The 19,294-nt window shown below is 60.4% G+C and carries 16 protein-coding genes; 6 read left to right on the top strand and 10 right to left on the bottom strand.

Annotation, left to right across the window (positions count from 1 at the left end; all coding sequences use genetic code 11):
- Positions 1-144: 144 nt before the first annotated feature.
- From M6G53_RS21435 to sufA, 7 genes are all read right to left on the bottom strand, one after another.
- Complete coding sequence (locus M6G53_RS21435) at positions 145-1,158, bottom strand: L,D-transpeptidase family protein (protein ID WP_253334357.1); 1,014 nt, start codon at positions 1,156-1,158, stop codon at positions 145-147.
- Between the two features lie 298 nt (positions 1,159-1,456).
- Positions 1,457-1,873 carry a cysteine desulfuration protein SufE gene (gene sufE, locus M6G53_RS21430; RefSeq protein ID WP_253334355.1) on the bottom strand — a complete coding sequence of 139 codons (417 nt, stop codon included), beginning with the start codon at positions 1,871-1,873 and terminating at the stop codon, positions 1,457-1,459.
- Between the two features lie 36 nt (positions 1,874-1,909).
- Positions 1,910-3,136 carry a cysteine desulfurase SufS gene (gene sufS / locus M6G53_RS21425; protein ID WP_253334353.1) on the bottom strand — a complete coding sequence of 409 codons (1,227 nt, stop codon included), beginning with the start codon at positions 3,134-3,136 and terminating at the stop codon, positions 1,910-1,912.
- Positions 3,133-4,419 (bottom strand): Fe-S cluster assembly protein SufD, encoded by a 1,287-nt coding sequence (sufD, locus tag M6G53_RS21420; RefSeq protein WP_253334352.1) that lies wholly within the window; start codon positions 4,417-4,419, stop codon positions 3,133-3,135. The genes sufS and sufD overlap by 4 nt, the downstream gene beginning before the upstream one ends.
- Positions 4,394-5,140 (bottom strand): Fe-S cluster assembly ATPase SufC, encoded by a 747-nt coding sequence (sufC, locus tag M6G53_RS21415; protein WP_253334351.1) that lies wholly within the window; start codon positions 5,138-5,140, stop codon positions 4,394-4,396. The genes sufD and sufC overlap by 26 nt, the downstream gene beginning before the upstream one ends.
- Before the next feature lie 43 nt (positions 5,141-5,183).
- Positions 5,184-6,680, bottom strand: coding sequence for a Fe-S cluster assembly protein SufB (gene sufB / locus M6G53_RS21410; protein WP_253334350.1), 1,497 nt, complete (start codon positions 6,678-6,680; stop codon positions 5,184-5,186).
- A 14-nt stretch (positions 6,681-6,694) separates the two neighbouring features.
- Positions 6,695-7,066, bottom strand: coding sequence for a Fe-S cluster assembly scaffold SufA (gene sufA / locus M6G53_RS21405; RefSeq protein ID WP_004931368.1), 372 nt, complete (start codon positions 7,064-7,066; stop codon positions 6,695-6,697).
- Positions 7,067-7,593: 527 nt separating this feature from the next.
- Between sufA and M6G53_RS21400 the strand changes: the two genes are divergently transcribed.
- Positions 7,594-7,998, top strand: coding sequence for a hypothetical protein (locus M6G53_RS21400; RefSeq protein WP_004931369.1), 405 nt, complete (start codon positions 7,594-7,596; stop codon positions 7,996-7,998).
- A 45-nt stretch (positions 7,999-8,043) separates the two neighbouring features.
- On the opposite strand, the gene menI is transcribed toward M6G53_RS21400, so the two are convergent.
- Together menI and ydiJ are read right to left on the bottom strand one after the other, a co-directional pair.
- On the bottom strand, positions 8,044-8,460 hold the full coding sequence (gene menI, locus M6G53_RS21395; protein ID WP_253334349.1) for a 1,4-dihydroxy-2-naphthoyl-CoA hydrolase: 417 nt from the start codon (positions 8,458-8,460) through the stop codon (positions 8,044-8,046).
- Entirely contained in the window at positions 8,457-11,513 is a 3,057-nt protein-coding gene (gene ydiJ, locus M6G53_RS21390; protein ID WP_253334348.1) for a D-2-hydroxyglutarate dehydrogenase YdiJ, read from the bottom strand. Before ydiJ ends, menI begins: the two co-directional genes overlap by 4 nt.
- Positions 11,514-11,758: 245 nt before the next feature.
- On the opposite strand from ydiJ, the gene ydiK reads away from it, so the two are divergent.
- Complete coding sequence (gene ydiK, locus M6G53_RS21385; protein ID WP_253334346.1) at positions 11,759-12,859, top strand: AI-2E family transporter YdiK; 1,101 nt, start codon at positions 11,759-11,761, stop codon at positions 12,857-12,859.
- 475 nt (positions 12,860-13,334) lie between these two features.
- Here the strand turns inward: ydiK and ppsA are convergent, their stop codons facing one another.
- Positions 13,335-15,713, bottom strand: coding sequence for a phosphoenolpyruvate synthase (ppsA, locus tag M6G53_RS21380; protein ID WP_253334344.1), 2,379 nt, complete (start codon positions 15,711-15,713; stop codon positions 13,335-13,337).
- A 462-nt stretch (positions 15,714-16,175) separates the two neighbouring features.
- On the opposite strand from ppsA, the gene ppsR reads away from it, so the two are divergent.
- The 4 genes from ppsR to hemP all read left to right on the top strand — a co-directional run bounded on the left by ppsR (position 16,176) and on the right by hemP (position 19,225).
- A complete protein-coding gene (gene ppsR / locus M6G53_RS21375; RefSeq protein ID WP_253334342.1) occupies positions 16,176-17,036 on the top strand; it encodes a posphoenolpyruvate synthetase regulatory kinase/phosphorylase PpsR in 861 nt (286 codons plus the stop codon).
- Between the two features lie 197 nt (positions 17,037-17,233).
- Positions 17,234-18,280 carry a 3-deoxy-7-phosphoheptulonate synthase gene (locus M6G53_RS21370; RefSeq protein ID WP_015377715.1) on the top strand — a complete coding sequence of 349 codons (1,047 nt, stop codon included), beginning with the start codon at positions 17,234-17,236 and terminating at the stop codon, positions 18,278-18,280.
- Between the two features lie 105 nt (positions 18,281-18,385).
- Positions 18,386-18,871 carry a glutathione peroxidase gene (locus M6G53_RS21365; protein ID WP_038871031.1) on the top strand — a complete coding sequence of 162 codons (486 nt, stop codon included), beginning with the start codon at positions 18,386-18,388 and terminating at the stop codon, positions 18,869-18,871.
- A 171-nt stretch (positions 18,872-19,042) separates the two neighbouring features.
- Complete coding sequence (gene hemP / locus M6G53_RS21360) at positions 19,043-19,225, top strand: hemin uptake protein HemP (RefSeq protein WP_016927944.1); 183 nt, start codon at positions 19,043-19,045, stop codon at positions 19,223-19,225.
- Positions 19,226-19,294 lie beyond the last annotated feature (69 nt).

Genomic DNA, 19,294 nt, shown 5'->3' with positions numbered 1-19,294 from the left:
TGGTCAGGGAGTCGGTGAACATCTACAACACACAGCGGCCGCACCTGTCGCTGAAATACAAAACGCCCGATGAGGTTCATCGGGCGTTATCCGGCTGAAAAGTGTCAACCTATATCAGGACTAGTCACGCTCAATCCCGCAAACCTAGTTTACCGCACTGATCGGTGCAGCCTTGAATGGGCTCTTATTCGCCGCAGGCGCCGCTACAGGCGTCAAACTCACCTCAGACGGGTTCTCCCCCACGTTGACCAGCACCGGCATGCCAGAGCGGCGTACAACCGCGCTATCGAACACGGCGCGATCGGTTTGCCCATCCGCCACGAAGGCTTTCTCCGCTTTAGACAACGCAATCGGCATGGTCTGCGGATCGTCGCTTTCTACCCGCGACAGCGGCTGGTGCACTTCCACATAGCGCTTGCCGTCCGGCTCGACCGAAATCTTCACCGGGTCGTTGATCACCTGCACCCGCGTACCGCGCGGCACCATATTGAACAGCGCCTCGATATCCGTCGGGCGCAGACGAATACAGCCGGAGCTGACGCGCATACCGATGCCAAAGTTGGCGTTGGTGCCGTGGATCAGGTACTCACCGCGCCCCATCGCCAGACGCAGGGCGAACAGCCCCATCGGGTTCTCAGGGCCGGCCGGCACTACCGCAGGCAGCGTCACGCCCTGAGACTGATAGCGCTTGCGGATGTTGGCGGTAGGCGTCCAGGTCGGGTTAGGGATCTTCTGGCTGATGGAAGTCACCTCCAGCGGCGTATGCATCCCGGTCTGGCCGATACCGATCGGATAGACGATCACTTTGTTCTCACCTTTCGGATAGTAGTAAAGGCGCAGCTCGGCCAGGTTGACGATGATCCCTTCACGCTTGGTGTCGGGCAGCAGCATTTGGGTCGGAATGGTCAGCACTGTGCCCGGCTTCGGCAGGAACGGGTCGGTGCCGGGGTTGGCTTCCAGCATGCCCAGCAGGCCAATCTTGTAGTCGGCGGCGATCGCCTCCAGCGGACGGCCGTCGTTTGGCACGGTATAAGTGGTGTTTTCACCGATCAGGCGGCTGTCCGGCGGCGGCAGCGGGTATTCGGTCGCACTGGCGGCCTGCGTGCCAGCCAGTACGGTGGCGAAGACCATGCCCATTAAACTCAACGCACGTTTCATTATCATCCCTATATTTTTTATGACGGTTCGTCCCCAAGGCTAACCAGCGCCTGGCGGCGGGTAAATCAGACAATACCTGATTAATACTAGCAATGCTGGTATCAAAGGCAATAAGTTCTCTAAAAATCAACACGTTATAACGTAATTACCGCCGCTGATTGTCAACGAAACGTCAACGGATAAGCTGCTGAAATATCACTAAATTGGGGGTGTCATCGGGAGGGAAACAGTAGATTGTAAAGACTCATTGACAAAGCGAATGTATCAATGAGCCTTCAAGGACGAGGGGCGTTCAGGCTCAGGCCAGCTGCGTGGCTTTACTGCGAATGGCGCGGATCATCGCCTCCAATCCCTGCGAACGCGATGGCGTCAGGTGTTGACTGAGCGCCAGTTCGGCGAAAAACGGCCGCACGTCGAGCTCGACGAGCTGCTGCGGCGTCAATTGACGATACAGAATAAACACCACCGCCAGCAGCCCTTTGACGATCGCCGCGTCGCTGTCGCCATGAAACTCGACCTGCCCCTGCTCATCGAGGCGCATCACAATCCACATCTGGCTCTGGCAGCCGGAGATCAGATTGCCGGCCTGTCGCTCGGCCTCGTCCAGCGGCGGCAATTTGGCGCCGAGTTCAATCACGTACAGGTATTTCTCCTCCCAGTTCAAACAGCGGGAGAAATTACGCACCAATTTATCTTTGTCCGGCAAATTCGCCATGGGGATCCTTTTGTATCGCCGGGGACACGCCCCGGCCTAGCCTAATAGCTGATGAATGCGTTGCAGCCCGGCCACCAGCCGGTCCACCTCTTCGCGGGTATTATATAACGCCAGCGAAGCGCGGCACATGCTCGGCACCTGATAAAACGCCATCAGCGGCATGGCGCAATGGTGGCCGGTGCGAATGGCGATGCCGTACTGGTCGAGGAAGCTGCCAACGTCATAAGCGTGGTGTTCCCCCAGGTTGAAGGCGATCACCCCGGCGCGATGGGCCGGGCCATAGACTTTCAGCGTCGGCACCTGCCTGAGCGCCTCAAGCGCGTAGTGCATCAGCGACTGTTCATAATCGTGGATCGCATTCAGGCCCAGGGCTTCGACATAATCGAACGCCGCCCCCAGCCCCATGATGCCGGCGGTGTTCGGCGAACCGGCCTCGAAGCGCCAAGGCGGATCGGCGAAGGTGGTGCCCGCCGTCAGGCTGACCTGGCGGATCATCGAACCGCCCCCTTCCCACGGCGGCATCTGCTGCAGCAGCGCCTGGCGGCCATACAGCATGCCGATGCCGGAAGGGCCGTACAGCTTGTGGCCGGAAAACACGTAAAAATCGCAGTCCAGCGCCTGGACATCGACGCGCTGATGCATCACCGCCTGCGCGCCGTCCACCAGCACCGTCAAATTCGGCGCCAGAGCTCTGGCGCGGGCGATGATGTCGCGCACCGGGTTGACGGTGCCCAGCACGTTGGAGACCTCGGTCAGCGCCAGCAGTTTACAGGACGCATCGACCAGCTCCGGCAGCCGCGCCAGATCCAGCGTGCCGTCCGGCTGCAGCGGCCACACCCGCAGCTGTAGCCCGCGTTCCTGCGCCAGCATCTGCCACGGCACGATGTTGGCGTGGTGCTCCATCTCGGTGATGAGAATCGCATCGCCCGGCTGCAGCAGGTGGCGGCCGAAGCTGTTGGCCACCAGGTTGATGCCTTCGGTGGTGCCCTTGACGAACACCATCTCTTCCGCCGAGGCGGCATTGATAAAGCGCGCCGCCTGTTCCCGCACCGCTTCCATCTGCTGGGTCGCCTCGGCGCTCAGGGTATGGATGCCGCGATGCACCGCCGCATAGCCGTGGCGGTAGAACGCCAGCTCGCGGTCGATCACCGCCTGCGGTTTCTGCGCGCTGGCGGCGCTGTCGAGATAGGCCAGCGGTTGGCCGTTCACCTCACGCGCCAGCAGCGGGAAATCGCTGCGCACGCGCTCAATCGGATAACTCATGCGGCCTCCCCCGGCAGGCGCTGGGCGATACGCGCCAGCACCCGTTCCCGGATGATGTCGTTGGCGATGCCTTCGGTCAGCTCGGCGGCAAAGGCGAAGATGATCATCTGCTGCGCCGCGTGTTTGTCGATGCCGCGCGACTGCAGATAGAACAGCTGCTCTTCATCGATACGCCCCACGGTGGCGCCGTGGCTGCATTTGACGTCGTCGGCGTAGATCTCCAGCTGCGGCTTGGTATCCACTTCCGCCACCTTACCCAACAGCAGGTTATGGTTGGTCATCTGGCCGTCGGTTTTGATCGCGTGCTTGGCCACTTTGATCATGCCGTTGAACACCACCTTGCCGCGATCGCTGACCACGGTTTTATGCAGCTGGCGGCTTTCGCAATAGCCTTTGTTGTGCTCCAGATAGGTGCGGGTATCGCAGATCTCTTTGCCCACCGGCAGCACCAGGCTGTTGATCACCAGGTTTGCGCCTTCGCCATTCAGCTGTGCGCTGGTGTTGTGCCGTGTCAGGCCGGCGCCCAGCAGGAAGCTGTCGCTTTTCACCCGCGCGTCGCGGCCGATAACCAGATCGTTATGGGCAAAGTGGTAGCTCGGCCGGCTCTCAAACGCCAGCTTGCAGTGCAACAGCCCGGCGTTGTCCGCCACGTTGGCGGTCAGGCGCGCGCCGGTGAAGTGCGCGGCCTCGCCCAGGCTGACATAGTGTTCAATCACTTGCGCCTCGGCGCCGCGGCCGATCTCCAGATGATGGCGATGATGCACGGTGTTCACCTCCCCGCTGGCGCCGCGTCCGCTGCTGATGTGCAGCAGGTACAGCGGGCGGGCCGGGGCCTTGCCGGGCGGCAAACGAATCAGGCTGGTTTCCTGCGCCAGGCTTTCGGTCAGGTGCAGGAAAATCTCCGGCTGGATCGGCTCCGGCAGCGCCTGCGGCGTGCCGTAGGCGGTCAACTCGAACTGGTAGTCGCCCAGTTCGCCATCGCTGAGCGCGGCGCTATAGCGGCCGTCGATAAACACCAGCCGGCAGGCGTCGATGCCGAGCGCCAGCGCGTCGAGCTGCTCTGTACTCACCGGCGCGGGCTGCGGCTCGAGGAACTGCTGCTCCAGCAGGCCCTCCAGCGGCGTATATTTCCAGTTTTCATGCTTGCGCGTCGGCCAGCCGAGGCGCAGCGCCTGCTGCCAGTGTGCCAGCGCATGCGGCGAACGCTCGCCGCCGCGGCCTTCGAACAGGCGATACAGCTGCTGCAGCGCGTTTGAGTTACTGTTGGTCGGTAAGCCAGCCATAGCCCTGCTCCTCCAACTGTTTCACCAGCGAGAAATCGCCGGATTTGACGATGCGCCCCTGGGACAGCACGTGTACGTAATCCGGTTTGATGTAGTCCAGAATGCGCTGATAGTGGGTCACGATAATAAAGGCGCGCTTGCCGTCCCGCAGCGAGTTGACGCCGTTGGCGACGATCTTCAGCGCGTCGATGTCCAAACCGGAGTCGGTTTCATCGAGAATGCACAGATCCGGCTCCAGCGCCGCCATCTGCAGAATGTCGTTGCGTTTTTTCTCACCGCCGGAGAAGCCGACGTTGACCGAACGGGTCAGCAGATCGGCCGGCATATCCAGCAGCGCGATTTTCTCTTCGATGAAATCGGCGAAGTCAAAGCGATCCAGCGGCTCCTGCTCGCGGTATTTGCGCACCGCGTTGACCGACGTCTGCAGGAAGAAGTTGTTGCTGACGCCGGGGATCTCCACCGGGTACTGGAAGGCCAGGAACACGCCTTCGCCGGCGCGATCTTCCGGATCCAGATCCAGCAGATCCTTGCCCTTGAAGGTGACTTCCCCGTCGGTCACTTCGTACTCTTCGCGCCCGGCCAGCGTGGCGGACAGCGTGCTCTTGCCCGAGCCGTTCGGCCCCATGATGGCGTGCACTTCGCCCGGTTTGATCTCCAGATCCAATCCCTTGAGGATCTCGTTGCCTTCCACGCTGACTTTCAAATTCTTGATGCTTAACATGCTGTGTCCTCAGATAGCGCCGACGGCGCTAAAAATGCGGCGATTAACCCACGCTGTGTTCCAGGCTGATGGCCAAAAGTTTCTGCGCCTCGACGGCGAATTCCAGCGGCAGCTCGGAGAAAACGTCCTTGCAGAAGCCGTTGACGATCATCGAAATGGCGTCATCTTCGCTGATGCCGCGCTGCAGACAGTAGAACAGCTGGTCGTCGCCGATCTTCGAAGTGGTGGCTTCGTGCTCCAGCTGAGCGCTGTTGTTGCGCGCTTCAACGTAAGGGAACGTGTGGGCACCGCTGTCCGGCCCGATCAGCATCGAGTCGCACTGGGTAAAGTTACGGGCGTTTTCCGCCCCCGGCAGGATTTTCACCAGGCCGCGATAGGTGTTCTCGCTGTGGCCGGCGGAGATGCCTTTGGCGATGATGGTCGACTTGGTGTTTTTGCCGATGTGGATCATCTTGGTGCCGGTGTCCGCCTGCTGATGGCCGCTGGTCAGCGCCACCGAGAAGAATTCGCCGATCGAATTGTCGCCCTGCAAAATCACGCTCGGGTATTTCCAGGTGATGGCCGAGCCGGTTTCCGACTGGGTCCAGGACATTTTCGAACCGGCGCCTTCGCACAGCGCGCGCTTGGTGACGAAGTTGAGGATGCCGCCCTTGCTGTCGCCGCCGGAGAACCAGTTCTGCACCGTCGAATACTTCACTTCGGCGTCTTTATGCAGGATCACTTCCACCACCGCCGCGTGCAGCTGGTAGCTGTCGCGCACCGGGGCGGAACAGCCCTCGATGTAGCTGACATAGCTGCCTTCGTCGGCGATCAGGATGGTGCGCTCGAACTGGCCGGTTTTGGCGGCGTTGATACGGAAATAGGTCGACAGCTCCATCGGGCAGCGCACGCCTTTCGGCACATAGACGAAGGTGCCGTCGGAGGCCACCGCGGCGTTCAGCGCGGCGAAGAAGTTATCGTTGGAGGGCACCACGCGGCCCAGGTACTGACGCACCAGATCCGGGTATTCCTGGATCGCTTCGCCGAACGAGCAGAAGATCACCCCGCTCTCCGCCAGTTTTTCACGGTAGGTGGTAGCGACCGAGACCGAGTCGAAGATGGCGTCCACCGCCACCTCGCTGCCCTCGCGCACCGGCACGCCGAGCTGGTTGAACGCCAGTTCCACTTCGCTGGTCAGGTAATCTTTTTCCGTCGCCGCGCCCGGTTGCTGCTCGGCGCCGGGTTGCGAACCGCAGGCATCGTCGCAGCTGCCGCAGGACGGCGCCGAATAGTAACTGTAGTCCTGGTAGTTCAGGCGATCGTAATTGGCCTTCAGCCAGTGCGGCTCTTCCATCTGCAGCCAGGCGCGGTAGGCCTCGAGGCGGAATTCCAGCATCCACTCGGGTTCGTTGCGCTTGGCGGAGATGGCGCGCACCACCTCTTCGTTGATGCCTTTGGCCAACTCATCGGTTGCCAGCTGGGTGAAGAAACCTTCTTTGTAGCGACCTTCGCTGACCCAAGCCTGCACTTCATTAGGCATTTCTACATTGCTTCGTGTCATGTTGATTGCATCGCTCAAACGCCAAAACTCTCGCCGCACCCGCAGGCATGCTGAGCTTTAGGGTTGTTGAATTTGAATATCTGATTCAGCCCTTCGCGGACATAATCTACCGTGGTGCCGTCGATGAACGGCATGGCCTTCAGCGGCACATAGAGTTTGGCGCCGTCGCGCTCAAACAGCAGATCGTCATCGGCGGGTTCGCGGGTCAGATCCAGCACATAGGCAAAGCCGGCGCAGCCGGATTGTTTCACCCCTAGCTGCAGCCCTTTCACCTGCGGATCCTGCTGCATCAGTTTCGTTATTTGTCGTACGGCGCTGTCGCTGAGCGAAATGCCTTGCCAGACATTTTCATCCAGAGAAAAAGTGCCGACATTTTCCGTTTGCATAGGGTCTACCTCACACTCGTGTTTGGCCACAGCCAATCTGGGTTGCTTATATGTTAGTGATAACGATTATCACTTCAACCGTTTGTTTTGCGGGGGTATCCGCCGCGAGCGCGGTTTTTCGCTGCGGCGCGCGGCAAGCCAACGGGACACCCGTGGCGGCTTGCGGCGTCAGGCGGCAAGGTGTGCATGCTATCCCTATGAATTCGTTATCTATCCTGCATCACCGTACCGCACTCCCCGGTGGCCCGTCAGCGTTACAGCGCTGCGGTGCGTTGCCGATCTAAACATTCATAGAAAATACCTATTTCTGCATTCTGTCTGTCGTAAACGTGCGTTTATCGCCATTTCGTGGCGCGGCGCAGGCGCGCGGCCCTCAGGTTAAAGTTTAGTCGCTCAGGATTAAGTTGGGTCGGCGGCGGTCTTTTCCCCTCCTACGCAATAAAAAAACGCAGCGCCGGGATTGATCGGCAACGCGGCAGTTTATATGATAATGATTATCATTCAGTTTGAATTTGAGCGCGAAGCCAATGACTCTTTCGATCAACGCATGGTTGCTGGGCAAGATTGATGACTACAAATTCAGCGTGCGCGACGCCACGGTGGACTTTTATATGGCCGAAGCGGCGCTGCGGCGCCCGGAATGCAATATCGACCATCTGAAGCGGTACAACAGCGTCAGCCTCACCATGGCCAATCTGTGTCTGGAGAACGGCGACGACGACAGCTACCTGCACGCGCTCAGCAAGCTGCACAACCGCCTGATCGTCGAGATCAACAACCCACAGCGCTGCCAGCTGTTTCGGGTGCAAAGCTACCACTTCGCCCGCCACACGCTGACGCTGATCTGCCAAAAATATGCAATGGAAGGCACCTGGGAGAAGGCGAACGCGTTTCAGAAGGACTTCGTCAAACGCGTGCCGTTTCAGCTGTAAGGCAAAAGGCTCCGCAGGCCGGCGGCCTGCGGAAACCGGCAGGAATCAGTCGATGACCGCCGTGGTCAGACGCGAAGTGCAGCACAGCCGATCGCGCGCGTCGAAGATCTCGATTTGCCACACCTGATGGCGACGGCCGACGTGCAGTGCGCGGCACACCCCGCGCACCTGGCCATCGAACACCGCGCGCAGATGGTTGGCGTTGATCTCCAGCCCCACCACTTTCTGCTCGCCTTCGCTGCACAGGTAGCCGGCCATCGATCCCATCGACTCCGCCAACACCACCGACGCCCCGCCGTGCAACAGCCCGAACGGCTGCCGGGTGCGACCATCGATCGGCATGGTCGCCTCGAGGAAATCTTCGCCCAGCTGGGTAAACTCGATGCCCACATGGCTGACCATGCAGCCGTCGCCGGCGCGGTTCAGCTGCTCCAGCGATGTTTCACGTTTCCACAATTTCACTCAATCATCTCCAGAAGTGCCTGTAATGGGTGGCGCACGCCATTGCCCTCGATGCGTTTCACCTGGCTGCGGCAGGAATAGCCGGTCGCCAGGCAGCGCTGCCGCGGCAAACGCTGCAGCGTCGGATGCCATGATAGCTCATAAATGCCGAGCGAGTTTTGCAGGTTCTTGGCTTCATGGCCGTAAGTGCCCGCCATGCCGCAGCAGCCGACGCTGACGTTCTCCAGTTTGGCGCCGAAGCGGGCGAAGATCGCCGCCCACTGTTGGCCGCTGGCCGGCAGCGCGGTGGTTTCGGTGCAGTGGCCGAACAGATACCACGGCTCGCCGGTCGCCGGCTGTTCGACGCGATCCGCGATCCGCTGCTGCAGCCATTCATGCACCAGCTGCACCTGGAAATCGCCGCGTTCGGCGCCGAGGATCTCGCGGTATTCGTCGCGGTAGCACAGCACCAGCGCCGGATCGACGCCCACCAGCGGCATGCCGAGCTGCGCCACGCGGTTGAGGAAATCGGCGGTTTTGCGCGCGGTGCGGGCAAAGCGCGTCAGGAAACCTTTCACATGCTGCGCCTTGCCGTTCGGCGAGAACGGCAGCAGCACCGGTTTATAGCCGAGCTTCTCCACCAGCCGGACAAAGTCAGCCACCACGTTGGCGTCGTAATAGCTGGTGAACGGATCCTGGACGATCAGCACATGCTCTGCGCGCTGCTCGGCGCTCAGCCCTTCCAGCTGCTCCAGCGTCAGCGTGGTCGCGCGGTGGCCGGACAGCTGCTGACGCAGCGTCGGGCTGGACAGCAGCGGCAGATCGACCATGCCGACGGCGCTGCGGCTCATCTCCCGCAGCCACGGCTGGCGGAAGAAGAAGTTGAACACCTTCGGCGCGCGGGCCATCAATGGGGTATAGCTCTCCACGCCGGCGACCATGTAGTCGCTTACCGGGCGCAGATAGCGGGTGTGGTAGAGCTGCAGGAAGCGCGAACGGAATCCCGGCACGTCAATCTTGATCGGGCACTGGGTGGAACAGGCCTTGCAGGCCAGGCAACCGGACATCGCCTCTTTCACTTCGTGCGAGAAATCATACTCGCCCTTGCCCGCGTGCCAGCTGTTGCGGGTCTTGTCGATCAAACCGCGCAGGCTGACTCGCTGCTGCGGCAACTGTTTCTCCAGCGCCAAAGGATCGACGCCCTGCTCGGCCAACAGACGCAGCCACTCGCGTACCAGCGTCGCCCGCCCTTTCGGTGAATGAATGCGGTTGCCGCTGATCTTCATCGACGGGCACATCGGGCTGCGCACGTCGAAGTTGAAGCACAGGCCGTTGCCGTTGCACTCCAGCGCGCCGCGGAACGAGGTGCGCACCTCGACCGGGATCTGGCGATCGAAGGTGCCGCGTTTGACCGCGTCCACCTGCATCATCGGCGCCTCCACCGCCAGCGGCGAACAGATCTTGCCCGGGTTCAGGCGGTTATCCGGATCGAACGCCGCCTTGATGCGGCGCAGCTCCTCATACAGCGTTTCGCCGAAGAACTCAGGGCTGTATTCCGCGCGGAACCCCTTGCCGTGCTCCCCCCACAGCAGGCCGCCGTATTTGGCGGTCAGCGCCACCACCCGATCGGAGATCTGCTTCATCAGCACCTCCTGCTGCGGGTCGCACATGTCCAGCGCCGGGCGCACGTGCAGCACCCCGGCGTCGACGTGGCCGAACATGCCGTAGCTCAGGTGGTGGTCGTCGAGCAGTTGACGGAATTCGACGATATAGTCCGCCAGGTGTTGCGGCGGCACGCAGGTGTCCTCGGCGAACGGAATCGGCTTGGCGCGGCCCTTGGCGTTGCCCAGCAGCCCGACCGCCTTCTTGCGCATGGTGTAAATGCGCTCGATGCCCGCCAGATCGCCGCAGATCTGGTAACCGATCACGCCGCCCTGCCGCTGCGCGATCAGTTCGTCCAGCCGTTGGCACAGGGTTTCCATCTGGCCGTCGATCAGCGCCCGATCGTCGCCGGCGAACTCGACGATGTTCAGCCCGAGCATCTCTTTATCCGGCACGTCGGCGATCAGTTCGTTCACCGAGTGCCAAACGATGTCTTCACGCGCCAGGTTCAGCACCTTGGAATCGATGGTTTCCACCGACAGCGCCTTGGCTTCGACCATAAAGGGCGCATTGCGCAGCGCCGAATCGAAGGAGTCGTACTTCACGTTAACCAAACGGCGCACTTTCGGCAGCGGCGTAATGTCCAGCCGCGCCTCGGTGATAAACGCCAGCGTGCCTTCGGCGCCGGTCAGGATGCGCGTCAGATCGAAGGTTTGCAGATCGTCGCTCAGCACGTGGCGCAGATCGTAACCGGTGAGGAAGCGGTTGAGCTTGGGGAATTTCTCCAGGATCAGCGCACGCTGCTCGCGGCAGCGGTTGAGCACCGTGCGGTAGATGCGCCCTTCGGCGGTCTCTTCCAGAGCAATCGTTTCCGCCAGCGCCGTCGGCATGGCGCGGGTGTCGATCATCTCGCCGCCCAGCAGCACCGCCCGCAGGCCCAACACGTGATCGGAGGTTTTGCCGTACACCAGCGAGCCCTGGCCAGAGGCGTCGGTGTTGATCATGCCGCCCAGCGTGGCACGGTTGCTGGTGGACAGTTCCGGCGAGAAGAAGTAGCCGAACGGCCGCAGGTATTGATTCAGCTGATCCTTGATCACCCCGGCTTCGACTTTCACCCAGCCCTGTTCGACGTTGATCTCCAGAATGCGGTTCATATGGCGCGACATATCGACCACGATGCCGGTATTGAGCGACTGGCCGTTGGTGCCGGTGCCGCCGCCGCGCGGGCTGAAGGTCAGCGTCTTGAATCGTTCTTCCCCGGCCAGGCGGGCGATCAGCGCCACGTCGGCGGTGGAACGGGGGAACACCACCGCATCGGGCAACAGTTGATAGATGCTGTTGTCGGTGGCCATCGTCAGCCGGTCGGCGTAGCTGGTGGCGGTATCGCCGTTGAATCCGTTTTGCTTCAGAGCTTCCAAAAAGTCGAGCACCCGTTGAACGAGGCCGGGTGCCTGAGAAATCTGTGGGATCATTCGCTTTTTTGACCCTGTCCGTCTATTTTTTATGCGCTGATGTACGCTAAATCGGGCCTTTAATTCAGACCCGCCCTATTTTTTAGTGACACTAAAAACTAACATACTCGTTTAGTGAAGGCATTCACATTATTACCGCCCTGCGAGCGCCGCCACAGGCGGCCGCCCGGCGGTGATATACCGACCGACAGGCACCCCGATTCGCCGGTGCCAAGGATTTAATTGACCAGGATGAGAAGCCACTGATGCCACTCCCGCAATCGCGTTACGACTTACCGCGAATTATTTTCGGCGTGCTGTTTATCGCCATCATGATCGTCGCCTGTTTTTGGGTGATCCAACCGTTTATTCTCGGCTTCGCCTGGGCGGGCATGGTGGTGATCGCCACCTGGCCGCTGCTGCTCAAACTGCAAAAGCTGCTGTGGGGCCGCCGCTCGCTGGCGGTGTTGGTCATGACCCTGCTGCTGATCCTGCTGTTCATTCTGCCAATCTCCCTGCTGATCAGCAGCGTGGTGGATAACAGCGCGCCGCTGATCGCCTGGGCCAGTTCACCGGGCAAGCTGCACATTCCCGACCTCGCCTGGCTGCAGGCCGTGCCGATGATCGGCGACAGGCTCTACACCAGCTACCACACGCTGGTTAACGCCGGCGGCGCCGCGCTGCTGGCGAAGGTGCAGCCGTACTTCGGCCAGACCGCCACCTGGTTCGTGGCGCAGGCGGCGCATATCGGCCGTCTGCTGCTGCACTGCGCGCTGATGTTGCTGTTCAGCGCATTGCTGTATGCGCGCGGCGAGCAGGTGGCACTGGGTATCCGCCACTTTGCGGTGCGCCTCGGTTCTGCGCGCGGCGATGCGGCGGTGCTGTTGGGCGGCCAGGCGATCCGCGCCGTCGCGCTGGGCGTGGTGGTGACGGCGCTGGTGCAGTCGGTGCTGGGCGGCATCGGTCTGGCGGTGAGCGGCATTCCGGCCGCCACCCTGTTGACGATGCTGATCTTCATCTGCTGCGTGGCGCAATTGGGGCCGCTGTTGGTGCTGGTGCCGGCCATCATCTGGCTGTACTGGCATGGCGATACCACCTGGGGCACCGTGCTGCTGGTCTGGAGCTGCGTGGTGGCCACGCTGGATAACGTGCTGCGCCCGGTGCTGATCCGCATGGGCGCCGATCTGCCGCTGCTGCTGATCCTGTCCGGCGTTATCGGCGGTTTGCTGGCCTTCGGCATGATTGGCCTGTTCATCGGCCCGGTGGTGTTGGCGGTATCTTATCGCCTGCTGACCGCCTGGATGAATGAAGCGCCGGAGCCGACCACCGCGCCGGAGCAAGTCATCGAAGATCTGGAAAAACGCTAATCCCCCTTCCGCCCGCATCGTCGGGCGGAATATTTCTCCCCGTCATTCTTCCTACCTCATTCGAGTAATATCTCTGCCAAATATAATGCCATTATATATTGATTGAGGTTCGGGGAATGAAAGGTGCAATGTAAATCCCTGTTTATTGCAAGCGGCAAAAAGAGATAACGCCGGCAAATAAAATGTGATGCCGCTATCGATTAGGATGATTCTTAATGACTAGTCGCGTTCAAAAATCTAGTATTATGGCCATCTATTGCTTCAAATCACTGATTTTAAAGCAACCTTTCTGAACAATGTAATGCCATACATGTAAATTGCTGTGTGTAGTCTTTGCCCATCTTCTACGGTGGGCTTTTTTTTATTCTTTTTTTCGCCAAATTGGTTGTTTTACGCGCCGTTATTTACATTCAGAAATAAAAAGGCCGCAGCGTAAACTGCGGCCTGCCGTTAATGCCTTAGCAATGCCGAGACATTATTTCTTTTTCGACAAATTAATCCAGGTCTGCACCACGGTGTCCGGATTGAGCGACAGGCTGTCGATGCCCTGCTCCATCAGCCACTCGGCGAAGTCTTCGTGGTCGGACGGGCCCTGGCCGCAGATGCCGACGTATTTGCCGTGACGCTTGGCCGCCTGAATCGCCATCGACAGCAGCGCTTTCACCGCCTCGTTGCGTTCGTCGAACAGCGCCGACACCACGCCGGAATCGCGATCCAGCCCCAGCGCCAACTGGGTCATGTCGTTGGAACCGATAGAGAAGCCGTCGAAGTGCTCAAGGAACTGATCCGCCAACAGCGCATTGGACGGGATCTCGCACATCATGATCACTTTCAGCCCGTTTTCGCCGCGCTTGAGCCCCTGACGCGCCAGCTCGGCCACCACCGCTTCCGCCTGCGCCACGGTGCGCACGAACGGCACCATGATTTCGACGTTGGTCAGCCCCATGTCGTTACGCACGCGTTTCACCGCTTCACACTCCAGCGCGAAGCAATCGCGGAAGCTGTCGGCCACGTAACGGCCGGCGCCACGGAAGCCCAGCATCGGGTTCTCTTCGTGCGGTTCATACTTGTCGCCGCCCACCAGGTTGGCGTACTCGTTGGATTTGAAGTCGGACAGACGCACGATCACGCGCTTCGGCCAGAAGGCGGCGCCCAGCGTCGCGATGCCTTCGGTCAGGCGGCCGACGTAGAACTCGACCGGGTGATCGTATCCCTGCATCAGCGCGCGAATTTCGTTTTGCAGCGCCGGCGTCTGCTGGTCGAACTCCAGCAGCGCGCGCGGGTGCACGCCAATCATGCGGTTGATGATAAATTCCAGCCGCGCCAGGCCCACGCCTTCATTCGGCAAACGCGCAAAGTCGAAGGCGCGATCCGGGTTGCCGACGTTCATCATGATCTTCAGCGGCAGATCCGGCAGCTCGGTTACTTCGGAGCTCTGCACGCTGAAGTCCAGCATATCGCTGTAAACGAAGCCGGTGTCGCCTTCCGCGCAGGAGACGGTGACTTTCTGGCCGTCTTTCAGCACGTCGGTAGCGTGGCCGCAGCCCACCACCGCCGGAATGCCCAGCTCACGGGCGATGATTGCCGCGTGACAGGTGCGCCCGCCGCGGTTGGTGACGATCGCGGCGGCTTTCTTCATGATAGGTTCCCAGTCCGGGTCGGTCATGTCGGTGACCAGCACGTCGCCCGGCTGGATGCGATCCATTTCGCTGATGTCGTGGATCACTTTCACCGGGCCGGCGCCGATGCGGTGGCCGATGGCGCGGCCTTCCACCAGCACCGGGCTGGAGCCGTTCAGCTGGTAGCGCTCCATGGTCTGCTCGTTGGAGCGCACGGTCTCCGGGCGCGCCTGCACGATCAGCAGCTTGCCGGTATGGCCGTCTTTCGCCCACTCGATATCCATCGGGCGGCCGTAATGTTTTTCGATCAGGATCGCCTGCTGCGCCAGCGCCTGCACTTCATCATCCGTCAGCGAGAAACGGCTGCGCTGCGCTTCCGGCACGTCTTCGATGCGCACCTGCTTGCCATGGTCCTGCGACGGCGCGTACACCATGCGGATCTTTTTCGAGCCCAGGTTGCGGCGCACGATCGCCGGCTTGCCGTTTTGCAGCGTCGGTTTGTGCACGTAGAACTCATCCGGGTTCACCGCGCCCTGCACCACCATTTCCCCCAGGCCGAAGGCGGAGGTGATAAATACCACCTGATCAAAGCCGGACTCGGTGTCGATGGTGAACATCACGCCCGAGGAGGCCAGATCGGAACGCACCATGCGCTGTACGCCCGCCGACAGCGCCACGCCACGGTGGTCATAGCCCTGATGCACGCGGTAAGAGATGGCGCGGTCGTTGAACAGCGACGCGAACACGTGCTTGATCGCCACCATCACGGCGTCGATGCCCTGCACGTTGAGGAAGGTTTCCTGCTGGCCGGCAAAGGACGCGTCCGGCATGTCTTCCGCCGTGGCGGAGGAGCGCACCGCAAAAGAGGCTTCCGGTTCGCCGTCGGCGAGCTGTTGGTAAGCCTGATGAATTTCACGCTCGAACTCGGCGTGGAACGGCGTGTTGATCACCCATTGGCGGATCTGGGCGCCGGCCTTGGCCAGTTGTGTAACGTCGTCAACGTCGGTCTGATCCAGTAGCTGATAGATGCGCTGGTTAACACCGCTTTGTTCGAGGAAATCGTTAAACGCCTGTGCGGTGGTGGCAAAACCGTTCGGCACGGCCACGCCCAAATCGGAAAGATTGGTGATCATTTCACCGAGGGAGGCGTTTTTGCCGCCGACACGGTCAACGTCGTGCATGCCAAGCTGGTTGTACCAAAGCACATTACGCAAGTCTGGGCCATTGTTGGACATCGAGACAATCCTTATTGCTATCAGTAGGGTAAAGACGGATTTAATTCGCTTGCTTTACGGCGCCGCTCAACACGGAGCCGAATCAGACTAGCACACTGATCCGGGGAAAATGGAAAGGTGAATCGATCAACCCACTGAAGAAAGTGGTTTTTAAGAGAATGTCCTAACCGGCTGATTTGCCTGGGAACCGTTCCCAATCGCACGAAAAGCTTAATTCTCAACAAATTACGTTCTTTTTAAACTTCTGTTTTAAAGACCACGCAAACGCTACCGTTTTTGGTGAAAATAGCGGCAAATTTGCGCTTCGGTTCGAAAAGCCTCATTGAGCCGCGATTTTTACCCCCGCTAAAGCGCGCTTTCCCGCCGGTGCGGCCGCAAGACGCGGTTTACCGCCCCGCCGTCACAATTTTTTCCCTCGCCCCTTTACCGGCGGATCGTCTGCGGCCCATGATATTGACAGTGATGACAGCAGGAACACCGTTTTCAGGTAAGGAGCCTCGGGTGGAAAGAAGCGTTTTTTATATTTCGGATGGTACGGCGATCACCGCCGAAGTGCTGGGGCACGCGGTGCTGTCGCAGTTCCCGGTCACGGCGACCACGTACACCTTGCCGTTTGTCGAAACCGAGGCGCGCGCTCGCGCTGTACGCCAGCAAATCAATGATATCTATCATGAAACCGGCGTACGCCCGCTGGTGTTTTACTCCATCATCTCGCCGGAAGTGCGCGATGTGATCGTCCAGAGCGAGGGCTTTTGCCAGGATATCGTGCAGGCGCTGGTCGGCCCGCTGCAGGGCGAACTGGAGGTGGAGCCGACGCCGGTGCCGAACCGCACCCACGGCCTGACCGCCAGCAACCTCGGCAAGTACGACGCGCGCATCGCCGCCATCGACTATACCCTGGCGCACGACGACGGCATTTCGCTGCGCAACCTCGATCAGGCGCAGGTGATCCTGCTCGGCGTGTCGCGCTGCGGCAAAACCCCCACCAGCCTCTATCTGGCGATGCAATTTGGCATCCGCGCCGCCAACTATCCGTTTATCGCCGACGATATGGACAATTTGCACCTGCCGGCTTCGCTGAAACCGTTTCAGCACAAACTTTTCGGCCTCACCATCGATCCGGAACGGCTGGCGGCGATCCGCGAAGAGCGGCGTGAGAACAGCCGTTACGCCTCATTGCGCCAGTGCCGCATGGAGATCGCCGAGGTCGAGGCGCTGTTCCGCAAAAACCAGATCCGCTACCTCAACACCACCAACTATTCGGTCGAAGAGATCTCCACCAAAATCCTCGACATTCTCGGCATGAGCCGCCGCATGTTCTGAGCCTTCCTTCGCGGGGCCACCGTGCCCCGCCGTCTGCCGTTTATTTCAGCAGCAGCTGATTTTTTTGTGCTTTTTTTCGCGGCTTTGATCAACAGAACACAATCTCTACGGTTGAATTCAGCGCTTTTTGCGTTATTGTGATCGCCATCACTTCCCGGCACTCCTGCCGCAGAGAAGAACAGTTTCCAGGGAACATCATGCACAAAACAGATGAACTGCGGACCGCGCGCATCGACAGCCTCGTCACGCCGCAAGCGTTGGCAGACAAGCTGCCGATCTCGGCGGCCATCGCCGATAACGTGACAGCGTCACGAAAACGGATAGAAAAAATCCTCACCGGTGAAGACCGCCGCCTGCTGGTGGTGATCGGCCCCTGCTCCATCCACGATCTCGACGCCGCCGTCGATTACGCCGGCCGCCTGAACGCCCTGCGCGAACGCTACCAGGATCGTCTGGAAATCGTGATGCGCACCTACTTCGAAAAACCGCGCACCGTCGTCGGCTGGAAAGGCCTGATCTCCGATCCGGCGCTGGACGGCACCTTCCAGGTCAACCGCGGCATCGAAATGGCGCGCCGCCTGCTGCTGGAAGTGAACCAGCTCGGCCTGCCGACCGCCACCGAATTCCTGGACATGGTGGTCGGCCAATACATCGCCGATCTGATCAGCTGGGGCGCCATCGGCGCGCGCACCACCGAAAGCCAGATCCACCGTGAAATGGCCTCGGCGCTCTCCTGCCCGGTCGGCTTCAAAAACGGCACCGACGGCAACACCCGCATCGCCATCGACGCCATTCGTGCGGCGCGCGCCGGGCACATGTTCCTGTCGCCGGACAAACATGGCCAGATGACCATCTACCAGACCAGCGGCAACCCGTATGGCCACATCATCATGCGCGGTGGCAAAACGCCGAACTACCACGCCAGCGACATCGCCGCCGCCTGCGACAGCCTGCGCGAGTTCGATCTGCCGGAGCACCTGGTGATCGACTTCAGCCACGGCAACTGCCAGAAGATGCACCGCCGCCAGCTGGAAGTGGCCGACAACGTCTGCCAACAGATCCGCGCCGGCTCCGCCGCCATCACCGGCGTGATGGCGGAAAGCTTCCTGGTGGAAGGCACGCAGAAAATCGTCGCCGGCCAGCCGTTGACCTATGGTCAGTCGATCACCGATCCTTGCCTGAGCTGGTCCGACAGCGAACAGCTGCTGGCGATGCTGGCGGATGCGGTCGATAGCCGTTTCTGACGCAACATAGGCCGGGGCTTCGCCCCGGCTTTATCCCTCCCGCCCCGCTCATCTATACTGATTGCAACTTTTTAGCCCCCGCCGAAACGCACCTGGAGCCCCGGCATGATTCACTCTCTGTTATCCATCCCCTGCGTCACGCTGCAGGGCGAGCAAAAAACGCTGGGCGATTTCCCGGCGCGCGCCTACCTGGTGGTCAACACCGCCAGCAAGTGCGGCTTCACCCCGCAATACCGCGGGCTGGAAAATTTGTGGCAATACTATCGCGAACGCGGCCTGGTGGTACTCGGCTTCCCCTGCAACCAGTTTGGTTCTCAGGAGCCGGGCAGCCCGCTGGAGATCGCCAACTTTTGCAGCCTCAACTACGGCGTCAGTTTCCCGCTGTTCAGCAAGATAGACGTTAACGGCCCCGGCGCGCACCCGCTGTTCAATGAGCTGAAACGCCTGGCGCCCGGCATTTTGGGTAGCCGCCGCATCAAGTGGAATTTCACCAAATTCCTGCTCACCGCCGACGGCCAGCGCGTTACGCGCTTTGCGCCGATCACCAAGCCCGAACGTCTGTTTGACCGCATCGAAACCCTGCTGAAGTAACGCCGCTTTTTTACGGGCCGGGTGCGCCCGGCCCGCCACCGGACGCCCGTTCGACAAAAAGGTTCCATCGGTAAGAAAATTTTCCTTGATGTAACCTTTCCTTCACATGATAATGATTCTCAGTTTGATATTAATTACCATTTAATGATCTGTTTTATAAGCACAATGATGATGGATACTGCCAACACGCCTACCCCCGCCGCCGCGGCCCCGACCGAGCACAGCGCAAACGCGCCGCCCAGTTACGACAGCGCACAGCTGCTCGGCGCCGACGGCATCGCGTTCATTACCCATCAGGGCCAGCGCTATCAGCTGCGGCAGACCAAAGCCGGGAAATTGATCCTGACCAAATAACCACAGAATCCTCAAACGCCAGCCACCCCGATCTTTTGATCCAGGCAGCCAGCAAATCTATTGATATGT

The sequence above is a fragment of the Serratia nevei genome (genome assembly GCF_024160145.1).
GTDB classification, from domain to species: domain Bacteria; phylum Pseudomonadota; class Gammaproteobacteria; order Enterobacterales; family Enterobacteriaceae; genus Serratia; species Serratia nevei_A.
The sequence above is the reverse complement of the archived record's forward strand: the minus strand, read 5'-3'. Positions and strand labels throughout refer to the sequence as shown.

What these genes read in the sequence shown, in the direction of transcription:
- sufC (WP_253334351.1), bottom strand. Translation starts at nt 5,140, where the DNA reads ATGTTAAGCATCAAGAATTTGAAAGTCAGCGTGGAAGGCAACGAGATC.
- sufE (WP_253334355.1), bottom strand. Translation starts at nt 1,873, where the DNA reads ATGGCGAATTTGCCGGACAAAGATAAATTGGTGCGTAATTTCTCCCGC.
- ydiK (WP_253334346.1), top strand. Translation starts at nt 11,759, where the DNA reads ATGCCACTCCCGCAATCGCGTTACGACTTACCGCGAATTATTTTCGGC.
- ppsR (WP_253334342.1), top strand. Translation starts at nt 16,176, where the DNA reads ATGACAGCAGGAACACCGTTTTCAGGTAAGGAGCCTCGGGTGGAAAGA.
- hemP (WP_016927944.1), top strand. Translation starts at nt 19,043, where the DNA reads ATGGATACTGCCAACACGCCTACCCCCGCCGCCGCGGCCCCGACCGAG.
- sufD (WP_253334352.1), bottom strand. Translation starts at nt 4,419, where the DNA reads ATGGCTGGCTTACCGACCAACAGTAACTCAAACGCGCTGCAGCAGCTG.
- M6G53_RS21400 (WP_004931369.1), top strand. Translation starts at nt 7,594, where the DNA reads ATGACTCTTTCGATCAACGCATGGTTGCTGGGCAAGATTGATGACTAC.
- M6G53_RS21365 (WP_038871031.1), top strand. Translation starts at nt 18,386, where the DNA reads ATGATTCACTCTCTGTTATCCATCCCCTGCGTCACGCTGCAGGGCGAG.
- M6G53_RS21435 (WP_253334357.1), bottom strand. Translation starts at nt 1,158, where the DNA reads ATGAAACGTGCGTTGAGTTTAATGGGCATGGTCTTCGCCACCGTACTG.
- ydiJ (WP_253334348.1), bottom strand. Translation starts at nt 11,513, where the DNA reads ATGATCCCACAGATTTCTCAGGCACCCGGCCTCGTTCAACGGGTGCTC.
- M6G53_RS21370 (WP_015377715.1), top strand. Translation starts at nt 17,234, where the DNA reads ATGCACAAAACAGATGAACTGCGGACCGCGCGCATCGACAGCCTCGTC.
- sufA (WP_004931368.1), bottom strand. Translation starts at nt 7,066, where the DNA reads ATGCAAACGGAAAATGTCGGCACTTTTTCTCTGGATGAAAATGTCTGG.
- sufS (WP_253334353.1), bottom strand. Translation starts at nt 3,136, where the DNA reads ATGAGTTATCCGATTGAGCGCGTGCGCAGCGATTTCCCGCTGCTGGCG.
- sufB (WP_253334350.1), bottom strand. Translation starts at nt 6,680, where the DNA reads ATGACACGAAGCAATGTAGAAATGCCTAATGAAGTGCAGGCTTGGGTC.
- ppsA (WP_253334344.1), bottom strand. Translation starts at nt 15,713, where the DNA reads ATGTCCAACAATGGCCCAGACTTGCGTAATGTGCTTTGGTACAACCAG.